Raw genomic sequence first — 20071 nt, 5'->3', positions numbered from 1 at the left:
GCGATGCCGCTTCCGACCAACCAGCTCCGGCTCGCGATGGTGGCCGGCGAACCGTCGGGCGACCTGCTCGCGGCCTCGCTGCTCGGCGGCCTGCGCGAGCGGCTGCCCGAATCGGCCCAGTATTACGGGATCGGCGGGCCGCGCATGATCGCGCAGGGCTTCGACTCGCACTGGCAGATGGACAAGCTGACCGTGCGCGGCTATGTCGAGGCGCTGGGCCAGATTCCCGAGATCCTGCGGATTCGCGGCGAACTGAAGCGCCAACTGCTCGCCGAGCGGCCGGACGCGTTCATCGGCGTCGACGCGCCCGATTTCAACTTCAACGTCGAACAGGCCGCGCGCGACGCGGGCATCCCGTCGATCCACTTCGTGTGCCCGTCGATCTGGGCGTGGCGCGGCGGCCGGATCAAGAAGATCGCGAAATCCGTCGACCACATGCTGTGCCTGTTCCCGTTCGAACCGGCGATCCTCGACAAGGCCGGCGTCGCATCGACCTACGTCGGTCATCCGCTCGCCGACGAAATCCCGCTCGAACCCGATACGCACGGCGCGCGCATTGCGCTCGGCCTGCCGGCCGACGGCCCCGTGATCGCGGTGCTGCCGGGCAGCCGGCGCTCGGAGATCGCGCTGATCGGCCCGACGTTCTTCGCGGCGATGGCGCTGATGCAGCAGCGCGAGCCGGGCGTGCGATTCGTGATGCCGGCCGCGACGCCCGCGCTGCGCGAACTGCTGCAGCCGCTCGTCGACGCGCATCCGCAGCTCGCGTTGACGATCACCGACGGCCGTTCGCAGGTCGCGATGACGGCCGCCGACGCGATCCTCGTGAAGAGCGGCACCGTCACGCTGGAAGCCGCGCTGCTGAAAAAGCCGATGGTGATCTCGTACAAGGTGCCCTGGCTGACCGGGCAGATCATGCGCCGGCAGGGCTACCTGCCGTATGTCGGCCTGCCGAACATCCTGGCGGGGCGCTTCGTCGTGCCGGAGCTGCTGCAGCATTTCGCGACGCCCGAGGCGCTCGCCGATGCGACGCTCACGCAATTGCGCGACGACGCGAACCGCCGCACGCTGACCGAAGTGTTCACTGAAATGCATCTTTCGCTGCGGCAGAACACGGCCGCGAAGGCGGCCGAGGCCGTCGTGCGCGTGCTCGAACAACGCAAGGGGCGCGCATGACCGCAGTCCGTGCGCCACGTCGCAATGCGTCGGCCGACGTGCAGGGCGGTTTCGATTTCAGCCGCCCGGACGAGATCGTCTGCGGCGTCGACGAAGCCGGCCGCGGCCCGCTCGCAGGGCCGGTGGTGGCCGCCGCGGTGATCCTCGATCCGGCTCGGCCGATCGACGGGCTCGACGATTCGAAAGCGCTTTCCGCGAAGAAGCGCGACATGCTGTACGAGCTGATCGTCGCGCGTTCGCACGCGTATTGCGTCGCGTCGGCGAGTGTCGACGAGATCGATACGCTGAACATCCTGCACGCGACGATGCTCGCGATGAAGCGGGCCGTCGAAGGCCTGTCGGTGCTGCCGACGCTTGCGCAGATCGACGGCAACCGCTGCCCGACGCTGAGCGTGCGCGCCGAGGCGATCGTCAGCGGCGACGCGCTCGTGCCGAGCATCTCGGCCGCGTCGATCCTCGCGAAGGTCACGCGCGATCGCATGCTGGTCGACCTGCACGAACGCTTCCCGGTGTACGGCTTCAACGTGCATGCGGGCTACGGCACCGCGAAACATCTTGCCGCACTGCGCGAGCACGGCCCGTGCGAAGCGCACCGGCGCTCGTTCGCGCCGGTTCGTGCGGCGCTCGATCTGATTCGATGAAAAGCATCACTTCCCGCGACAACCCGCTGTACAAGCGCCTGAAGGCGCTCGCGGGTTCGACACCCCAGCAGCGCCGCAGCGGCCAGGCGCTGCTCGAAGGTTTCCATCTCGCGAGCGCGTACCTCGATACGGGCGCGACGCCGGAGCTGTGCGTCACGACCGAAGGCGCGCTCGGCCACGCGGAGGCGCAGGCGATCGTCGCGCGCATCGACGCGCAGCGGGTCGTCTCGCTGCCGCACGCGCTGTTCGGGCAGTTGTCGAACGTCGTCAACGGCGTCGGCTTCCTGCTGCTGGTCGACCGGCCGGCGCACCCGCTGCCCGCGCGCGTGACGCATACGTCGATCGTGCTCGACGGCGTGCAGGATGCCGGCAACGTCGGCTCGATCCTGCGCAGCGCGGCGGCGGCCGGCGTGCGTCACGTGTTCTGCGCGCCGGGGACGGCCTATGCGTGGTCGTCGAAGGTGCTGCGCTCGGGCATGGGCGCGCATTTCCTGTTGTCGATCCATGAGGACGTCGAAGCCGCGGCGCTTGCCGAACGCCTCGACGTACCGGTCGCGCTGACCGATTCGCACGGCGCGCGGGCGGTCTACGACTGCGATCTGTCGGGGCCCGTCGCATGGGTGTTCGGCAATGAAGGCGCCGGCGTGTCGGCATTCTGGCGCGACGCGGCCACGCATCGTGTGACGATTCCGCAGCCGGGTGGGATGGAGTCGCTGAACGTCGCCGCCGCCGCCGCGGTGTGCCTGTTCGAGCAGGTGCGGCAGCAGCGGCCCGCGTGACGCCGCACGCGCGCAATTGATTACCGTAAAACGAAACAAGGCCGCGTTCGACGCGGCCTTGTTGCTTTCGGCGGCGGCTGGACAGCCGCCCGCGCATCCGCGCTCAGTACGACTGCCGGTCGAGGCGGATTTCCTGCAGGATCGTCGTCGCGATTTCCTCGATCGACTTGTGCGTCGACGACAGCCACTTGATCCCTTCGCGGCGCATCATCGCCTCGGCCTCGTTGATCTCGTAGCGGCAGTTCTCGGGCGCCGCGTACTTGCTGCCGGGCCGGCGTTCGTTGCGGATCTCCGACAGGCGCTGCGGGTCGATCGACAGCCCGAACAGCTTCTCGCTGTACGGCGCCAGCGCCGACGGCAGCTTGCCGCGTTCGAAATCCTCCGGAATCAGCGGATAGTTGGCGGCCTTCACGCCGTACTGCATCGCGAGATACAGGCTCGTCGGCGTCTTGCCGCTGCGCGACACGCCGACCAGGATCACGTCGGCCTCCGACAGGTTGCGGTTCGACTGGCCGTCGTCGTGCGCGAGCGAGAAGTTGATCGCCTCGATCCGCGTCTTGTATTCCTCGGTGTCCGCGTTCTGGTGGCCGCGGCCCATCGCGTGGCTCGACTTGAGCTCCAGTTCCTGCTCGAGCGGTTCGACGAAGCGCTGGAACATGTCGAGCACGAGCGCGTTCGAGCGTTTGACGATGTCGTTCGACTCGCTGTCCACGAGCGTCGTGAACACGATCGCGCGACGGCCGTCGTGCACGGCGGCCTCGTTGATCTTCTCGACGGTCGCGTAGGCCTTGTCGAGCGAGTCGACGAACGGCACGCGCACGAGACGGAATTTCTGGTCGAACTGGGAGAGGATCGAGTGCGCGAAGGTTTCGGCAGTGATCCCGGTGCCGTCGGAGACGATGAATACGGTAGGCAGCATGAATCTGGACGTCGAGCGTGAAGGGCGGTTGCGCGGACCGCTGGAGGTTCGCCTCCACACGCAGTGACAAGGTCGCGCCACATCCGGCAGCCGGCACGGTAGAATAGCGGCAACCTGTTGGATAAGCAATTGCGGGGCGGGGCGCGAACGGCGGCCCCTAGCTGGGCCGCACGATTCCAGAATTCCCGGCAAGTCTGGCGATTTGTCTGAAAATATCGCCCTTCTGCCGGGATTTTTGCAAATCGGGTCTGAACATTTTCGCCGCTGCGAATGCTTATCTAACAGGTTGCGCAAGACGCGCCGCGCCTTTTTGCAAGCGCCCGCGTTCGAGCCCACTTGCGCGATCGAGCATTTTTTTCACACTTAGGGGCTTGTATGACTAACGCAGCAAACGTCGCAAAGGACCAGGCGTATGTAATTCCGTTCGAGCAGTTGCGGATGACCGATGTGGAAATTGTGGGCGGCAAGAATGCGTCGCTCGGCGAGATGATCAGCCAGCTTTCCGAAGCAGGCGTTCGCGTACCCACCGGTTTCGCCACGACCGCGCTCGCATTCCGCGATTTCCTCAAGCACAACGACCTCACTGATCGCATCGCCAAGCGTCTCGAGTCGCTCGACATCGACGACGTGAAGGCGCTCGCCGAAGCCGGTGCCGAAATCCGCAAGTGGATCGTCGACGCGCCGCTGCAGCCGCGCCTCGAGCAGGAAATCCGCGCGCAGTTCGAAGTGCTGAAGAACGGCTCGCCGAGCGAGCTGTCGTTCGCCGTGCGCTCGTCGGCGACCGCGGAAGACCTGCCCGACGCATCGTTCGCGGGCCAGCAGGAGTCGTATCTGAACGTCGTCGGCATCGACGACGTGCTCGACCGCATGAAGCACGTGTTCGCGTCGCTGTACAACGACCGCGCGATCTCGTACCGCGTGCACAAGGGCTTCACGCACGCCGAAGTCGCGCTGTCGGCCGGCGTGCAGCGCATGGTCCGCTCGGACGTCGGCGCCGCCGGCGTGATGTTCACGATCGATACCGAATCGGGCTTCAAGGACGCCGTGTTCATCACGTCGAGCTATGGCCTGGGCGAAACCGTCGTGCAGGGCGCGGTGAACCCGGACGAGTTCTACGTGTTCAAGACGACGCTCGCGCAGGACAAGTATCCGATCATCCGCCGCTCGATCGGCTCGAAGCTGATCAAGATGGAATTCACGCAGCCGGGCGAGCCGGGCCGCGTGAAGACGGTCGACGTGCCGCACGAGCAGCGCAACCGCTACTCGATCACCGACGAAGACGTGATCGAGCTCGCGAAGTACGCGGTCATCATCGAGAAGCACTACCAGCGTCCGATGGACATCGAGTGGGGCAAGGACGGCCGCGACGGCAAGATCTTCATCCTGCAGGCACGCCCGGAAACGGTGAAGAGCCAGGCATCCGGCAAGGCCGAGCAGCGCTTCAAGCTGAAGGGTCAGTCGCAGGTGCTCGCGACGGGCCGTGCGATCGGCCAGAAGATCGGTGCGGGCCCCGTGCGCGTGATCCAGGATCCGTCGGAAATGGAACGCGTGCAGCCGGGCGACGTGCTGGTGGCCGACATGACCGACCCGAACTGGGAGCCGGTGATGAAGCGCGCGGCGGCGATCGTCACGAACCGCGGCGGCCGCACCTGCCACGCGGCGATCATCGCGCGTGAGCTCGGCGTGCCGGCGGTGGTCGGCTGCGGCGATGCGACCGACATCCTGAAGGACGGCGCGCTCGTCACCGTGTCGTGCGCGGAAGGCGACGAAGGCAAGATCTACGACGGGCTGCTCGAGACGGAAGTCACGGAAGTGCAGCGCGGCGAACTGCCGGAAATCCCGGTCAAGATCATGATGAACGTCGGCAATCCGCAGCTCGCGTTCGACTTCTCGCAACTGCCGAACGGTGGTGTTGGCCTCGCGCGTCTCGAGTTCATCATCAACAACAACATCGGCGTGCACCCGAAGGCGATTCTCGAGTACCCGAACATCGACCAGGACCTGAAGAAGGCGGTCGAGAGCGTCGCGCGCGGCCACGCGTCGCCGCGTCAGTTCTACGTCGACAAGCTGACGGAAGGCGTCGCGACGATCGCGGCGGCGTTCTATCCGAAGCCCGTGATCGTGCGTCTGTCCGACTTCAAGTCGAACGAGTACAAGAAGCTGATCGGCGGTTCGCGCTACGAGCCGGACGAGGAAAACCCGATGCTGGGCTTCCGCGGCGCGTCGCGCTACATCGCCGACGACTTCGCGCAGGCGTTCGAGATGGAATGCCGTGCACTGAAGCGCGTGCGTGACGAGATGGGCCTGACCAACGTCGAGATCATGGTGCCGTTCGTGCGGACCGTGAAGCAGGCGGAGCGCGTCGTCGGCCTGCTCGAGAAGTTCGGCCTGAAGCGCGGCGAAAACGGCCTGCGCCTCGTGATGATGTGCGAAGTCCCGACCAACGCGATCCTCGCCGAAGAGTTCCTGGAACACTTCGACGGTTTCTCGATCGGCTCGAACGACCTCACGCAGCTCACGCTCGGCCTCGACCGCGATTCGGGCATGGAACTGCTCGCAGTCGACTTCGACGAACGCGACCCGGCCGTCAAGTTCCTGCTGAAGCGTGCGATCGATACCTGCCGCAAGATGGGCAAGTACGTCGGTATCTGCGGCCAGGGCCCGTCCGATCACCCGGATTTCGCGCAATGGCTGACCGACGAAGGCATCGCGTCGATCTCGCTGAACCCGGACACGATCATCGATACGTGGCAGGCGCTCGCCAACCGGAAGTAACGATCCGTCATGCGACTTCGGCGAAAGGGCGGTCCACCGCGTTTTCGTTGAAGGCAAAATGCAAGGTTCATGCTATAAACACCCCGGTAAGCACCGGGGTGTTTTTTTTCGTCGGTACGCGCCGGCTGCCCCTGGAGCGCCGGCCGCTTCGCCCAGTTGCGAGCGCGGCGAATATAGTGAGCATCGGGGGCGTTTTTCGGGAGACCACAATGATGTCGGGGCATCTGTTCTGGTGGGTCGCGGTGGGCGTGCTGGTCGTCGCCGAGTTGCTGACGGGCACGTTCTATCTGTTGATGATCGCACTCGGCTTTCTCGCGGGCGGCTTGCTGCAACTGGCCGGTTTCGCGCCGCACGTGCAGTTCGGCGCGGCGGCCGCGGTGGCGATCGTCGCGATGATCGTGCTGCGCCGGTCGGGGCTCGGCCGCAAGCAGAAGCGCGACACGTCGGCGAATCCCGACGTCAATCTCGATATCGGCTCGACCGTCACGGTCGACGCGTGGCGTGACGGCCGCGCGCGCGTGCAGTATCGCGGCGCCGACTGGGACGTCGAGCTCGCGCACGGCGAGCGCGACGATGCGCACGTGTACCAGGTGAGCGCCGTGCGCGGCAATTGTCTCGTGGTCGTGGCGAAACCCGCGGGCTGATCGTCCGCCAATACAACAAGGAGGGAATATTTCATGGATTCGCTGATCATCTGGGTTGTCCTGCTCGTCATCGCGGTCGTGATCGTGTCGAAGACGGTGAAGATCGTGCCGCAGCAGCATGCATGGGTGCTCGAGCGCTTCGGGCGCTATCACGCGACGCTGTCGCCTGGTCTCAATATCGTGCTGCCGTTCGTCGATCGGATCGCGTACCGGCACGTGCTGAAGGAAATTCCGCTCGACGTGCCCAGCCAGGTCTGTATCACGCGCGACAACACGCAGTTGCAGGTGGACGGCGTGCTGTACTTCCAGGTGACCGATCCGATGAAGGCGTCGTACGGGTCGAGCAACTTCGTGCTGGCGATCACGCAGCTCGCGCAAACCACGCTGCGCTCGGTGGTCGGCAAGCTCGAACTCGACAAGACGTTCGAGGAACGCGATTTCATCAACCACAACATCGTGTCGGCGCTCGATCAGGCCGCGGCGAACTGGGGCGTGAAGGTGCTGCGCTACGAGATCAAGGACCTGACGCCGCCGAAGGAAATCCTGCATGCGATGCAGGCGCAGATCACCGCCGAGCGCGAAAAGCGCGCGCTGATCGCCGCCTCCGAAGGCCGCAAGCAGGAACAGATCAACCTCGCGTCGGGTGCGCGCGAAGCGGCGATCCAGAAGTCCGAAGGTGAGCGGCAGGCCGCGATCAACCAGGCGCAGGGCGAAGCCGCCGCGATTCTGGCGGTGGCCGAGGCGAACGCGCAGGCGATCCAGAAGATCGCGAGCGCGATCCAGTCGCAAGGCGGGATGGATGCCGTGAACCTGAAGGTCGCCGAGCAGTATGTCGGCGCGTTCGCGAATCTCGCGAAGCAGGGCAACACGCTGATCGTGCCGTCGAACCTGTCGGATCTCGGCACCGCGATTTCGTCGGCGCTGACGATCGTCAAGAGCGCGGGGGCGGCGTCCGGCGCGAAGGGCTGAGCCGATATCGATGCGCGCGCGGCTGCCGCGTGCGCATCGTCGCGCAGCCGCGCGACCGGCAGGCGCGATTCACGGCGTCCAAAGCAACACGGCCCGCTTCGAGCGGGCCGTGTCGTTTGCGATGAATGCCGTGTGCGTCAGGTGCCGGCGCGCATGATGCGTGCCTTCTCGCGTTCCCAGTCGCGCTTCTTCTCGGTTTCGCGCTTGTCGTGCAGCTTCTTGCCTTTCGCGAGTGCGATGTCGCACTTCACGCGGCCGCCCTTGTAGTGGAAGTTCAGCGGCACGAGCGTGTAGCCGCGCTGCTCGACCTTGCCGATCAGTTTCTTGATTTCCTCGCGGTGCAGCAGCAGCTTGCGCGTGCGAACCGGGTCGGGCTTGATGTGCGTCGAAGCCTCGGGCAGCGGACTGATATGGGTCCCGATCAGAAAGATCTCGGCGTTCTTCACCACGACGTAGCCTTCCTTGATCTGGCCGCGTCCGGCGCGCAGCGCCTTGACTTCCCAGCCCTCCAGCACGAGCCCCGCTTCGTAGCGTTCCTCGATGTGATAATCGAAGTGCGCTTTCCTGTTGTCGATGATGCTCATGAAAGGATTGGGCCAACTCGTTTAAAATCACGATTTTAGCAAAGCGGGGCGGCAATTGCCCGGCTTGGCGTTTCCACTTTCAGCGATGCCGCGCGATTTATGGCAGATGTCCAGAAAACCGTATTGATTCGCCATTCGGCGGAACAGATGTTCGACCTCGTCACCGACGTGGCCGACTACCCCAATTTCCTGCCCTGGTGCGGCGGTGTCGAGATTCGCCGTCAGGACGAGAGCGGAATGGAAGCGCGCATCGACATCAACTTCAAGGGCATCAAGCAGCATTTCGCGACGCGCAACACGCAGCAGCGCCCGACCCGCATCGACATGGAGTTCGCGGACGGGCCGTTCAAGAAGTTCACGGGTTCGTGGCGCTTCATCCCGCTGCGCGCCGATGCGTGCAAGATCGAATTCGCGCTGCACTACGAGTTTTCGAGCATCCTGCTCGAGAAGATCATCGGGCCGGTGTTCAGCCACATCGCGAACACGTTCGTCGATTCGTTCGTGAAGCGCGCGGACCAGCGGTACGGAAAGGGGTGACGCGATGCTGTCGATCGAAGTCTGCTACGCATTGCCGGACCGCCAGACGCTGATTCCGCTGTCGCTGCCCGAAGGGGCGACCGTGCGCTCGGCCATCGACGCGAGCGGTGTGCTCGCACTGCACCCGGAGATCGATCTCGCGCACGCGAAGACGGGCGTCTACGGCAAGCTCGCGCCGCTCGATGCGCCGCTCGTCGATCACGACCGCGTCGAGATCTATCGTCCGCTGATCGTCGATCCGAAGCTCGCACGCCAGCGGCGTGTCGACAAATCCCGCCGCGACGGCTCGATCGAGGGCCGCAAGTGGATGCACAAGGACGCGCGCTGACGCGTCGTGCGCTCAGGTTGGTCCGATCAAACGCCGCGGCGCTCAGTGGGCCGCGGCGTTTGCGTTTGCGGGCGCGCCGCCCGGCGTGTCGCCGTGCCGTCGCACCGAGCCGTATACGCCCGCGAGCAGCAGCACGAGCGCGGCGATCTCGAGTGCGCGCGGCATCCGCTGGTCGTACACGAACGCATACAGCATCGCGAACACGGTTTCGAACACGATCAACTGGCCCGACAGCGTGAGCGGCAGCCGCTTCGACGCGGCATTCCACAGCCCGTTGCCGAGCCACGACGCGCCGATCGCGAGCACGAGGTTCAGCAGCCAGAACAACTGCCAGCGCGATGCCGGCACGGCCGCCTGCACGGTGCCGGCCGGCAGCGCGAGGATCGCCAGCCAGCAGAGCCCGCCGATCAGGCCCGTCACGACACCCCACAGCACCGACCATTCGTTGCCGCCGAAGCGGTGATGGCGCTGCAGGTAGCGTGTGTTCGCCACCGCATACCAGGTCCAGCTCGCGAGCGCGCCAGCCGCGCAGGCGATACCCGCGAGCTTCTGGGCGAGCGTCGTCGCGTGCGCGGCTTCGGACGTAAACAGATCGACGTTGATGCAGACGATGCCCGCGATCACCAGCGCGAGCGGGACGGCGAGCCGCCGCAGCGGCATCGCGCCGTGGTCGCCGAGGCCCGCGAGCGTGACGGTCACCGGCAGCACGCCGACGATCAGCGAACTGGGCGCTATGCCGATCAGGTGCACGGCGCCGGACAGCAGCATGTAATACGCGACGTTGCCGATGACGGCGAGCCTCACCAGTGCGACGAGGTCCGCGCGGGTCAGCCGATCGAGCAGCGAGCGGGCGGCCGGCAGCGCGGCCGCGAGCGACACGAGGCCGTACATCGTGTAGCGGCCGGCGCTCAGCAGCAGCGGCGAGAAATCGGTCAGCAGCCGCGGAACGAGAAACACCATGCCCCACAGGGCGCCTGCCAGGACACCGTACACCACGCCGCGCTGCATCGACCGCTCCGAACGAATGACTGAGGTGCGCGCATCTTAGCGATGCCGGCGCGGCGGCGTCTTGTTCATTCCTGCACTCGCGGCCGGCTGCGGCCGTCACGCGGCTTCGGCGGGCGGCGAATCATTCGTCCGCCGAATCGGGGGTTGGCCGCGTGCCGTCGCCGGCAGCATCTGTGCGCGTCGGGCGGCGCACGGCACGCAGCTTGCCGCTGTTGCCGCCGCCGCAGTAGAAGCGGTCGCGGCCATCGGATTCGAGGCCCGACACGCCGACGCCGGGCGGCATGTCGACCTGCTCGAGCACTTCGCCCGTGCGGGGATCGATGCGCCGCAGGTCGCTGCGGTCGGCTTCCCACGTGCCGTGCCACAGCTCGCCGTCGACCCACGTCACGCCGGTGACGAAGCGGTTCGACTCGATCGTGCGCAGCACGGCGCCCGATTGCGGATCCACCTGATGAATCTTGCGCTCGCGGTACTGGCCGACCCACAGCGTGCCTTCCGCCCACGCGAGCCCCGAATCGGCGCCGCCGCCGGGCGCCGGAATCGTCGCGAGCACGCGGCCCGATTCGGGGTCGATCTTCTCGATGCGGTCCTCGACGATCTGGAACAGGTGGCGGCCGTCGAACGCCGTGCCCGCGTGCGCGGCGACGTCGAGCGAGCGGACGATCGTGCCGCGCTCGGGGTCGAGCGCATTCAGCTTGTCGCCGGACGCGTACCACACGTGCCGCCCGTCGAACGTGACGCCGTGCACGCCGTCGACGCCCGGAAACGGGCCGTACTCGTGAAGGATGTCTGCGGTGGAGCGCTTCATGTTCGTCACCTCGTCGTTCGATGAGGCCATCCTAATCGCCCGGCAGCGCAAGCGGGAGTAACAAGGTCGTCGCGAATCCGGGCAGCGGCGGCGTGAGCCAGCGGCGCGCGCGTCCGCGGCCGAGTGTCTGCACCTTGCCGGTTTGCGCGAGCGCATCGAGCGCGCGCTGCACGGTGCGCTGGCTCGCGCCGAGCGCGAGCGCCAGCGCGGAGCTCGACCACGCTTCGCCGTCGGCGAGCAGCGCGAGCACGGCCGCGTGCCGATCGTCGACCGGCCGCGCGAGGACGACGGTTTCGCGCACGCCGAGCGGTTCGAGCGCGAAGCCGCGCGGTGTCGCGACGACGTTCGCGAGCGGGCGCAGCACCGCGCGTAGCCGGCCGATCTCGACACGTAGCCGCGCGCGATGCGATTCGTCGGCGTGTTTCGCGCGGAACGCGGCGTAGACGAGCGCGTTTCTCGACACGTCGGCCGGCCAGGCTTCGCCGAGCGCACGGGCGAGCACGAACAGCACCGGGCGTCGCGCGAGCGACACGGTCGTGCGCGCATCGCGCACCGTGTGGCGGCACGCGTCGACGACGAGCGCATTCGACTCGAACAGCGTCTCGACTTCGTCGAGCGGCACGAGCCGCGACGTGCCGCGCGCGATGAGCCGCGCGGCCGGTGCGTCGAGCACGCGCGCCGCGGTGTCGACCTCGGCCGCCAGCGCGGCGATGCCGGCGGCGCGGGCGGCTGTCCGTGCGCGGTCGAGCGCCGCGCGGGCCGCGTGCGTGCGGATGCGGCGCATCGCGATGCCGGCCGCGATCAATTCATGGGCGGCGCGCGACGCGGGCGGCAGCGGCGCGGGGTCGAGATGCGCGAGCAGCCGCTCGGCCTCGTCGAGATGGCCGATCAGCAGCAAGCGTCGTACGCCGAGATAGCGGCCATGCGCGGCGTTCGCACGGTCGCCATGCGCGTCGAGCGTCGCGCAGGCCGCGTCGAGCGCGCGCGTCGGCCAACGCAGGTCGCGCGACGCGAGCGCGATTTCCGCTTCCGCGACGACGCAGCGTGCCCGTGCGACCGCTTCCTTCGCGCCGAATGCGCGTGCGGCGCCGCGCACGAGCGACCGTGCCCGTTCGAAATCGCCGAGCTGCGCCAGCGCGATCCCGCGCAGCGCGAGCGCCGGCGCATCGTCGCGCAGCGCGACGCGGTTCAGCGCGCCGAGCGCGTCACCGGCCGCGAGCGCGTGCGCGGCCGCCGTGATCAGCGAATCCATTCGAATCCCGACACACTTGTCACTCCCTTCGGTCCGATGCCCGCCACTAATCTAGCACCACGCACACGGCCCGTACGCCGCGCCCGGAAACCCATCGGAAGGAGGACCCCACCATGACGACCCATCTCACCGGCACCCGCGACGAATGGCTGGCCGCGCGCCGCGCGCTGCTCGACGCGGAAAAGGCGCTGACGCGGCACAGCGACGAACTCGCGCGGCAGCGCCAGGCGCTGCCGTGGGTGCGCGTCGACAAGACCTACCGGTTCGACACCGAAGCAGGGCAGGCGACGCTCGACGACCTGTTTGGCGGCCGTTCGCAACTGCTCGTCTATCACTTCATGTTCGGCCCCGACTACAAGGCCGGCTGCCCGTCGTGCTCCGCGCTCGCCGATGGCTTCGACGGCTTTGCCGTGCATCTGGCGCATCACGACGTGACGCTCGCGGCCGTGTCGCGCGCGCCGCTCGCGAAACTGCTCGCGTACCGGCAGCGGATGGGGTGGACGTTCCCGTGGGCGTCGTCGGTCGGCAGCGATTTCAACTTCGACTTCAACGTGTCGTTCACCGAAGCGCAGCAGCGCGCTGGCGACGTCGAATACAACTATGCGAAGGCTGGACACGCGATGGACATGGATCCGCCGCCGGCGCCCGTCGTGCAGTTCGCGGCCACGTGCGGCACCGATCCGGTCACGTATGCGCTCGATCGGCCGGGAATGAGCGCGTTCGTGCGCGAGGACGGCGCCGTCTATCACACGTATTCGACCTACGCGCGCGGCCTCGACGGATTGTGGGGGATGTACCAGTGGCTCGATCGCGCGCCGCGCGGACGCAACGAGGCCGGCCCGTGGTGGCGCCGTCACGACGAATACGCGCGTGGCTGAGCGGGCCGGCCACGGGCGGGAGCGCGCGATGACGCGAACGGCAACCGGCGAGGCGGCCCCCGATCCTCGGGCATTCGGCGTGGCGGCCACCGCCGTGTTCGCGCTCGCCGCGGTGGCGACGCTCGCGCAGCATGCGTCGATGGCCGCGATGGGCGGCGAACCGATGCCCGGCGGCTGGATGGCCTCGGCCGCCTGGCTGCGGCCGTGCGGCCAGGGCGCCGGCCGCGCATTCGCGGCGTTCGCCGGAATGTGGGGCGCGATGACGGTGACGATGATGCTGCCGGTGCTCGCGCCGCAGCTCTGGCATTTCCGGTGGCGCATCGGCCCGCAGGCGGCGGCGCGGTCGGCCTGGCTCGTCGTCGTCGCGGGGGCGGGATATTTCTCGGTCTGGATGGCGCTCGGGGCGCTCGTGTTGCCGGCCGGCGCTGCGCTGACGGCGGCCGCTGCCCGTCTGCCGGCGCTCGTCGGGGCGATGCCGTTCGTGGCCGGCGCCGTCGTGCTGGCCGCGGGCACGTTGCAATTCACCGGGTGGAAGGCGCGGCGGCTCGCGTGCTGCCGGCACCCGACGGCGCACGACGTGCATCGGCCACGGGCAGCGGGCGTCACGGCATGGCGGTACGGCGTGCACGCCGCGATCCGATGCGGCGCATGTTGCGGGAATCTGATGGCGGTCGCGCTGGCGGCCGGCATGATGGACCTGCGCGTGATGGCCGCCGTGACGGTCGCGATCGCCGTCGAACGCGTTGCGCCTGCCGGCTGGCGCGTGTGGCGGATCGTCGGTTGCGGGACGGTGGCGGGCGGCATCGCGATGATCGCCCGTGCGGCCGGTCTGGTGTGAGGTCGGGCAGGCAAGCCGCTTCGGCGTGCGGGTCGCCGGGCCGTGCGCGGCCGCCGCCGTCGCGCCCGTGTCGCCTCGCCGCGACACGCGCACGTGCGTCCGGCCGCCGGCTGCGCGAATGGCTCGACGCAGCGGTGAAACGAAAGTCGATCGAAAACGAACCGAACGGCGATCCGAACGATTCGGCCCCCGAACCGCCGAAACCGGCTAAGCCGTTGTTCGTGTTGTGAAAAATCACGGCGCTTCGCGTATAATTCGCTTTTGCGCCCATAGGATTTGCCATGCGTCTGATCCAAAAAGCACTCACTTTCGATGACGTGCTCCTCGTTCCCGCCTTCTCCGACGTTCTCCCGCGCGACACCAGCCTCAAGACCAAGCTGACCCGCAACATCTCCCTGAACATGCCGCTCGTGTCCGCCGCGATGGACACGGTCACCGAAGGTCGCCTCGCGATCGCGATGGCGCAGCAGGGGGGCGTCGGTATCGTCCACAAGAACCTCACGCCGGCCGAGCAGGCCCGCGAAGTCGCGAAGGTCAAGCGTTTCGAGTCGGGCGTCGTCCGCGACCCGATCACGGTGCCGCCGCAAATGAAGGTGCGAGACGTGATCGCGCTGTCGCGCCAGCATGGCATCTCGGGCTTCCCGGTCGTCGAAGGCCCGCAGCTCGTCGGCATCGTCACGAACCGCGACCTGCGTTTCGAAACGCGCCTCGACGAGCCGGTCAAGTCGATCATGACGCCGCGTGAGCGCCTCGTCACGGTCAAGGAAGGCACGCCGCTCGCCGAAGCGAAGGCGCTGATGCACAGCCACCGCCTCGAGCGCGTGCTGGTCGTCAACGACGCGTTCGAGCTGCGCGGCCTGATGACCGTCAAGGACATCACGAAGCAGACCGAGCACCCAGACGCGTGCAAGGACGAACACGGCAAGCTGCGCGCAGGCGCGGCGGTCGGCGTCGGCCCGGACAACGAAGAGCGTGTCGAGCTGCTGGTGCAGGCCGGCGTCGACGTGATCGTCGTCGATACCGCGCACGGCCACAGCAAGGGCGTGCTCGAGCGCGTGCGCTGGGTCAAGCAGAACTTCCCGCACGTCGAGGTGATCGGCGGCAACATCGCGACGGCCGCCGCCGCGAAGGCGCTCGTCGAATACGGCGCGGACGCGGTCAAGGTCGGTATCGGCCCGGGCTCGATCTGCACGACGCGCATCGTCGCGGGCGTCGGCGTGCCGCAGATCAGCGCGATCGCGAACGTCGCGGAGGCGCTGAAGGGCACCGGCGTGCCGTGCATCGCCGACGGCGGCGTGCGCTTCTCGGGCGACGTGTCGAAGGCGCTCGCGGCCGGCGCGAACGCGGTGATGATGGGCAGCATGTTCGCGGGCACCGAAGAGGCGCCGGGCGACGTGTTCCTGTACCAGGGCCGCCAGTACAAGTCGTACCGCGGCATGGGTTCGGTCGGTGCGATGAAGGACGGCGCGGCTGACCGCTACTTCCAGGACAACTCGGCGAACATCGACAAGCTCGTGCCGGAAGGCATCGAAGGCCGCGTCGCGTACAAGGGTTCGGTCAACGCGATCCTGTTCCAGCTGGTCGGCGGCGTGCGCGCGAGCATGGGCTACTGCGGCTGCCGCACGATCGACGAGCTGCACGAGAAGGCGGAATTCGTCCAGATCACCGCGGCGGGCATGCGCGAGTCGCACGTGCACGACGTGCAGATCACGAAGGAAGCACCGAACTACCACGTGGACTGATCGCCGATGAAACCGCTGCTGCGAGCCGTGCTGATCGTCGATGCCGTGCTGCTGCTGGCGTTCGGCGCGCTGTTCGTGCTGACGCCCTGGCAGGCGCTGTTCAACGCGCTGCAACTAGCGAACATCCAGCCCGCGATGCTGGGCCAGGCGTTCGGCATCGCGCTGCTCGGGCTCGCGTGGCTCGCGTTTCATGCGGCGTTCAACGGCGATCTCACGGCGCCCGTCGCGCGCCCGGTCGGCCACGTGTACTGGCTGACCGGCGTGCTGACGGTCGTGTGGTCGATCGGCACCGGCAGCGGGCCGGCGCTCTCGGCCGCCGGCCGGGTGCTGTCGGCCGTGGCCGGCGTCGCGCTGATCGTGCTCGGCCTCGGCGGCGTGCGGCTCGCATCGGCCGTGCGCCGGCGCGAAAGGGCCGGCAAGGCGCAGGCGCTCGAGGGCCGCGATGCGAAGCGTCCGGTCGAACCGGCGCCGGCCTCCGTGGCGCAGCCGCGAGTCGAGCCGGTCGTCAGCCGTCCGGTGGCGCCTGCGGCGCCTGCGGCGCCGGCCGCGGCTACCCCGTCGGCAACATCCGACCGTGCGTCAGGCAGCGTCGCGTTCGACGCGCGCCCGCCGTCGCAGGATTGACCGGCGATGCGTCGCGCGAGCCGCCTGCCGCCCGACGCCGCTGTCCATGCTTTTGACGCAGCGCTCGATGCGCTGCTTTTCTTATTCTCTTCATCCCGTCCGCAGCCATGCACGACAAAATCCTGATTCTCGACTTCGGTTCGCAAGTCACCCAACTGATCGCGCGCCGCGTGCGCGAAGCGCACGTCTACTGCGAAATTCACCCGAACGACGTGTCCGACGACTTCGTCCGCGAGTTCGCGCCGAAGGCGGTGATCCTGTCGGGCAGCCACGCGAGCACGTATGAAGACCACCAGCTGCGTGCGCCGCAGGCCGTGTGGGATCTCGGCGTGCCGGTGCTCGGCATCTGCTACGGGATGCAGACGATGGCCGTGCAGCTGGGCGGCAAGGTCGAGTGGAGCGACCATCGCGAATTCGGCTACGCGGAAATGCGTGCGCACGGCCATACGCGCCTGCTCGACGGCATCGAGGATTTCACGACGGCCGAAGGCCACGGGATGCTGAAGGTCTGGATGAGCCACGGCGACAAGGTGGCCGAGCTGCCGCCGGGCTTCGCGCTGATGGCGTCGACGCCGAGCTGCCCGATCGCCGGCATGGCCGACGAGGCGCGCGGCTACTACGCGGTTCAGTTCCACCCGGAAGTCACGCACACGGTGAAGGGCCGGCAGATCATCGAACGCTTCGTGCTGCAGATCGCCGGCGCGAAGCCCGACTGGATCATGAAGAACCACATCGAGGAAGCCGTCGCGAAGATCCGCGAGCAGGTCGGTGACGAGGAAGTGATTCTCGGCCTGTCGGGCGGCGTCGATTCGAGCGTCGCGGCCGCGCTGATCCATCGTGCGATCGGCGATCAACTGACGTGCGTGTTCGTCGACCACGGCCTGCTGCGCCTGAACGAAGGCAAGATGGTGCTCGACATGTTCGAGGGCCGCCTGCATGCGAAGGTCGTGCACGTCGACGCGTCTGACCAGTTCCTCGGCCATCTGGCCGGCGTGACCGATCCGGAAGCGAAGCGCAAGATCATCGGCCGCGAGTTCGTCGAGGTGTTCCAGGCGGAAGCGAAGAAGCTGTCGAAGGCGAAGTGGCTCGCGCAGGGCACGATCTACCCGGACGTGGTCGAATCGGGTGGCACGAAGACGAAGAAGGCGACGACGATCAAGAGCCACCACAACGTCGGCGGCCTGCCGGAAACGCTCGGCCTGAAGCTGCTCGAACCGCTGCGCGACCTGTTCAAGGACGAAGTGCGCGAGCTGGGCGTCGCGCTCGGCCTGCCGCCGGAGATGGTGTACCGCCATCCGTTCCCGGGCCCGGGCCTCGGCGTGCGGATTCTCGGCGAAGTGAAGCGCGAGTACGCGGATCTGCTGCGCCGCGCGGACGCGATCTTCATCGAGGAACTGCGCGGCACGGTCGCGACCGCGCAGGATGCGGCGGCCGGCCTGTGCGGCGACGCCGACGTCGGCAAGAGCTGGTACGACCTGACGAGCCAGGCGTTCGCGGTGTTCCTGCCGGTGAAGTCGGTCGGCGTGATGGGCGATGGGCGGACGTATGACTATGTGACGTCGTTGCGGGCCGTGCAGACGACCGACTTCATGACCGCGCATTGGGCGCATCTGCCGTATGCGCTGCTCGGCCGTGCGTCGAACCGGATCATCAATGAAGTGCGCGGGATCAACCGGGTCGTGTACGACATCTCGGGGAAGCCGCCGGCGACGATCGAGTGGGAGTGATTCGGCGTCCGGCATCGGCCGGCATCTGCTGGCAGTAAAACACACCTAAGCCCGCGATTTTGCGGGCTTTTTTGTATTCCTGTCTGGTAATGGCTGGTATCTTCCGGCACCCTCAAGCACGTTTTCCTTATGGTATGAACGATGGTATCGTTTCTGCGTGATGCCATGACGTGCTGTCGATACCATGCGCCTGCCTTGCGGCGCATCATGGTATTGGTTATGGGTAACACATTGATTTTTCGTGTTTTTCATCCGGAATTGGACGGTCCTCAGATCATGGTATTTGAACCGAATCTGAACATCGATCATGCTGACCGATACCAAGCTGCGCAACCTCAAACCGAAGGACAAGCTGCACAAGGTGAACGACCGCGATGGCCTCTATGTTGCCGTCACGGCTGCCGGGGCTATCTCGTTTCGTTATAACTATTCGATCCACGGCTGGCAGGAGACCATCACGTTTGGCCGGTACGGAGTCGAGGGCATTACCCTTTCGGAGGCGCGCGAGCGTCTTGGTGAGGCCAAGAAGATAATTGCGGCCGGAAAGTCGCCGGCCAAGGAGAAGGCGCGGGACAAGGCCCGCATCAAGGATGCGGAGACTTTCGACGCCTGGGCGGAAAAATGGCTGCGTGGGTACCAGATGGCTGACTCCACGCGGGACATGCGGCGTTCAGTCTACGAGCGCGAGCTGAAGCCCAAATTGGTAGCCAGAAGTTGGCGGAGATTACGCATGAAGACCTGCGGATGTTAACGGACGCCATCGTGGAGCGCGGTGCTCCGGCAACCGCAGTGCATGCTCGCGAGGTGGTATTGCAGGTCTTTCGCAGGGCTGTCGAGCGCGGGCAGAAGGTCGAGAACCCCGCAGAACTGGTGCGCCCAACATCCATCGCCAAGTTTGAGCCGCGTGATCGTGCGCTGACGCCCGAAGAAATCGGATTGATGTACCAGTACATGGAGCGCATCGGCACGAGACCATCCATCCGGGCCGCCGCCAAGCTGTTGCTGCTGACGATGGTGCGCAAGAGCGAGCTGACCAACGCGACCTGGAACGAGATCAGTTTCAGTGACGCGCTTTGGACGATTCCGAAGGAGCGAATGAAGCGACGCAATCCGCATCTGGTGTTCCTGTCCCGGCAGGCGCTGGATATCTTCATTGCCCTCAAAACCTTTGCTGGTGGATCGGACTACGTGCTGCCGTCGCGGTATGACTCGGACTCGCCCATGAGCAGCGCCACGCTCAACCAAGTGCTGACGCTGACATACCGGCTGGCGCAGAAGGAGGGGAAGTCGCTCGCCAAGTTCGGGCCACATGACTTGCGGCGAACGGCCAGCACGCTGCTGCATGAGGCCGGCTACAACACGGACTGGATTGAAAAGTGCTTGGCGCACGAACAGAGGGGAGTCAGGGCTGCCTACAACAAGGCTGAGTATCGAGAGCAGCGCACGGAGATGTTGCAGGATTGGGCGGACATGATCGACGAATGGACGCTAAAGCAGCCAAAGGAGCTAGCCAGTTGAAATCTGCGGTTAGATGTATAGGCCGAGACCTGACCGGTCAGTCAACGTCAGCTTAGGTCTCGGACAATACGACCACTCGTCGCCAATGGCGGTGATCGACTGCTGCCTGATGCGGTCGGCCGAAGCTAACCCATTGCTGCCTTTCAGTTCAATGCCGAGGGCTATCGCAGATTGCGAACTGGAACGGCCATTCGCGCAGTGTCTCGACTGGCAAGTGATCGGCCTTTGCGGAAATCCACGCGTGAGCCACGATCTGATTGCTTCCGGCCGTGTTCGAGTCGTTCGCCTCACTATCGGGTGCGCCTAGGGTTCCCGCAGCCCGGCCTC

The 20071-nt window shown here is 66.7% G+C and carries 18 protein-coding genes and 1 pseudogene; 14 read left to right on the top strand and 5 right to left on the bottom strand.

What is annotated here, in order from left to right:
- The first annotated feature begins 3 nt into the window (after positions 1-3).
- From lpxB to LGM42_RS07990, 3 genes are read left to right on the top strand one after another with little or no spacing between them, the layout of a single operon-like run.
- Positions 4-1173, top strand: a complete 1170-nt coding sequence (gene lpxB / locus LGM42_RS08000; RefSeq protein ID WP_059573704.1) for a lipid-A-disaccharide synthase — start codon at positions 4-6, stop codon at positions 1171-1173.
- A complete protein-coding gene (rnhB, locus tag LGM42_RS07995) occupies positions 1170-1814 on the top strand; it encodes a ribonuclease HII (protein ID WP_060316782.1) in 645 nt (214 codons plus the stop codon). The genes lpxB and rnhB overlap by 4 nt, the downstream gene beginning before the upstream one ends.
- Positions 1811-2593 (top strand): TrmH family RNA methyltransferase, encoded by a 783-nt coding sequence (locus LGM42_RS07990; protein ID WP_226231960.1) that lies wholly within the window; start codon positions 1811-1813, stop codon positions 2591-2593. Before rnhB ends, LGM42_RS07990 begins: the two co-directional genes overlap by 4 nt.
- Positions 2594-2696: 103 nt before the next feature.
- Here LGM42_RS07990 and LGM42_RS07985 read toward each other — a convergent pair whose 3' ends face one another.
- Positions 2697-3512: a pyruvate, water dikinase regulatory protein gene (locus LGM42_RS07985; protein ID WP_011549549.1), complete on the bottom strand. Its 816-nt coding sequence runs from the start codon at positions 3510-3512 to the stop codon at positions 2697-2699.
- A 375-nt stretch (positions 3513-3887) separates the two neighbouring features.
- On the opposite strand from LGM42_RS07985, the gene ppsA reads away from it, so the two are divergent.
- The 3 genes from ppsA to LGM42_RS07970 all read left to right on the top strand — a co-directional run bounded on the left by ppsA (position 3888) and on the right by LGM42_RS07970 (position 7900).
- On the top strand, positions 3888-6287 hold the full coding sequence (gene ppsA / locus LGM42_RS07980) for a phosphoenolpyruvate synthase (protein ID WP_059573707.1): 2400 nt from the start codon (positions 3888-3890) through the stop codon (positions 6285-6287).
- A 209-nt stretch (positions 6288-6496) separates the two neighbouring features.
- A complete protein-coding gene (locus LGM42_RS07975) occupies positions 6497-6931 on the top strand; it encodes an NfeD family protein (RefSeq protein WP_060316775.1) in 435 nt (144 codons plus the stop codon).
- Positions 6932-6964: 33 nt separating this feature from the next.
- Positions 6965-7900, top strand: a complete 936-nt coding sequence (locus LGM42_RS07970) for an SPFH domain-containing protein (RefSeq protein ID WP_226231959.1) — start codon at positions 6965-6967, stop codon at positions 7898-7900.
- A 137-nt stretch (positions 7901-8037) separates the two neighbouring features.
- Here LGM42_RS07970 and smpB read toward each other — a convergent pair whose 3' ends face one another.
- Positions 8038-8484 (bottom strand): SsrA-binding protein SmpB, encoded by a 447-nt coding sequence (smpB, locus tag LGM42_RS07965; protein ID WP_006478511.1) that lies wholly within the window; start codon positions 8482-8484, stop codon positions 8038-8040.
- Positions 8485-8583: 99 nt separating this feature from the next.
- On the opposite strand from smpB, the gene LGM42_RS07960 reads away from it, so the two are divergent.
- Together LGM42_RS07960 and LGM42_RS07955 are read left to right on the top strand one after the other, a co-directional pair.
- Entirely contained in the window at positions 8584-9021 is a 438-nt protein-coding gene (locus tag LGM42_RS07960; RefSeq protein WP_006483809.1) for a type II toxin-antitoxin system RatA family toxin, read from the top strand.
- 4 nt (positions 9022-9025) lie between these two features.
- Positions 9026-9349: an RnfH family protein gene (locus tag LGM42_RS07955; protein WP_050012887.1), complete on the top strand. Its 324-nt coding sequence runs from the start codon at positions 9026-9028 to the stop codon at positions 9347-9349.
- A gap of 42 nt (positions 9350-9391) precedes the next feature.
- Here LGM42_RS07955 and LGM42_RS07950 read toward each other — a convergent pair whose 3' ends face one another.
- The 3 genes from LGM42_RS07950 to LGM42_RS07940 form a co-directional block, all read right to left on the bottom strand.
- Complete coding sequence (locus LGM42_RS07950) at positions 9392-10357, bottom strand: DMT family transporter (protein ID WP_226231958.1); 966 nt, start codon at positions 10355-10357, stop codon at positions 9392-9394.
- A 121-nt stretch (positions 10358-10478) separates the two neighbouring features.
- Positions 10479-11165: a glutaminyl-peptide cyclotransferase gene (locus tag LGM42_RS07945; RefSeq protein WP_059573731.1), complete on the bottom strand. Its 687-nt coding sequence runs from the start codon at positions 11163-11165 to the stop codon at positions 10479-10481.
- 31 nt (positions 11166-11196) lie between these two features.
- Entirely contained in the window at positions 11197-12417 is a 1221-nt protein-coding gene (locus tag LGM42_RS07940) for a helix-turn-helix domain-containing protein (protein ID WP_226231957.1), read from the bottom strand.
- Between the two features lie 113 nt (positions 12418-12530).
- Between LGM42_RS07940 and LGM42_RS07935 the strand changes: the two genes are divergently transcribed.
- From LGM42_RS07935 to LGM42_RS07910, 6 genes and pseudogenes are all read left to right on the top strand, one after another.
- The gene (locus LGM42_RS07935; protein ID WP_059573712.1) at positions 12531-13295 is read left to right on the top strand and encodes a DUF899 domain-containing protein; all 765 of its coding nucleotides are present in this window, start codon (positions 12531-12533) and stop codon (positions 13293-13295) included.
- A 28-nt stretch (positions 13296-13323) separates the two neighbouring features.
- Positions 13324-14133: a DUF2182 domain-containing protein gene (locus tag LGM42_RS07930; RefSeq protein ID WP_226231956.1), complete on the top strand. Its 810-nt coding sequence runs from the start codon at positions 13324-13326 to the stop codon at positions 14131-14133.
- A 281-nt stretch (positions 14134-14414) separates the two neighbouring features.
- Positions 14415-15875: an IMP dehydrogenase gene (gene guaB / locus LGM42_RS07925; RefSeq protein WP_034207642.1), complete on the top strand. Its 1461-nt coding sequence runs from the start codon at positions 14415-14417 to the stop codon at positions 15873-15875.
- Between the two features lie 6 nt (positions 15876-15881).
- A complete protein-coding gene (locus tag LGM42_RS07920) occupies positions 15882-16499 on the top strand; it encodes a hypothetical protein (protein ID WP_226231955.1) in 618 nt (205 codons plus the stop codon).
- A 107-nt stretch (positions 16500-16606) separates the two neighbouring features.
- A complete protein-coding gene (guaA, locus tag LGM42_RS07915) occupies positions 16607-18226 on the top strand; it encodes a glutamine-hydrolyzing GMP synthase (RefSeq protein WP_059573715.1) in 1620 nt (539 codons plus the stop codon).
- A 307-nt stretch (positions 18227-18533) separates the two neighbouring features.
- Positions 18534-19744: pseudogene (locus LGM42_RS07910) on the top strand (tyrosine-type recombinase/integrase).
- Positions 19745-20071: the final 327 nt, after the last annotated feature.

Source organism: Burkholderia sp. AU39826, assembly GCF_020419965.1.
GTDB lineage: Bacteria > Pseudomonadota > Gammaproteobacteria > Burkholderiales > Burkholderiaceae > Burkholderia > Burkholderia semiarida.
The sequence above is the reverse complement of the archived record's forward strand: the minus strand, read 5'-3'. Positions and strand labels throughout refer to the sequence as shown.